The 205-nt window shown below is 61.0% G+C and carries 1 protein-coding gene; it reads left to right on the top strand.

The window, feature by feature from the left end; translation table 11 throughout:
• Window positions 1-205: porin (locus CN311_RS31790; RefSeq protein WP_208866623.1), on the top strand; the 205-nt coding region annotated here is incomplete at both ends.

Genomic DNA, 205 nt, shown 5'->3' with positions numbered 1-205 from the left:
TTTCGCTGAACTTCGCCTGGATCCAGCTCGGGGGCCTGCGCGTCGGTAAGGACGAATCGGCCTTCGATACGTTCATCGGCTACGCCGGCAACGTCATCCAGGATACGCTGGTTCCCTACGGCGGCTTCGACACCAACGTCGTCCAGTACTACTTCGACGCTGGCAACGGCTTCTCCGCCGTGGTCTCGCTCGAAGAAGGCTATGG

The sequence above is a fragment of the Mesorhizobium sanjuanii genome, from assembly GCF_002529485.1.
GTDB classification, from domain to species: Bacteria; Pseudomonadota; Alphaproteobacteria; order Rhizobiales; family Rhizobiaceae; genus Mesorhizobium; species Mesorhizobium sanjuanii.
The sequence above is the reverse complement of the archived record's forward strand: the minus strand, read 5'-3'. Positions and strand labels throughout refer to the sequence as shown.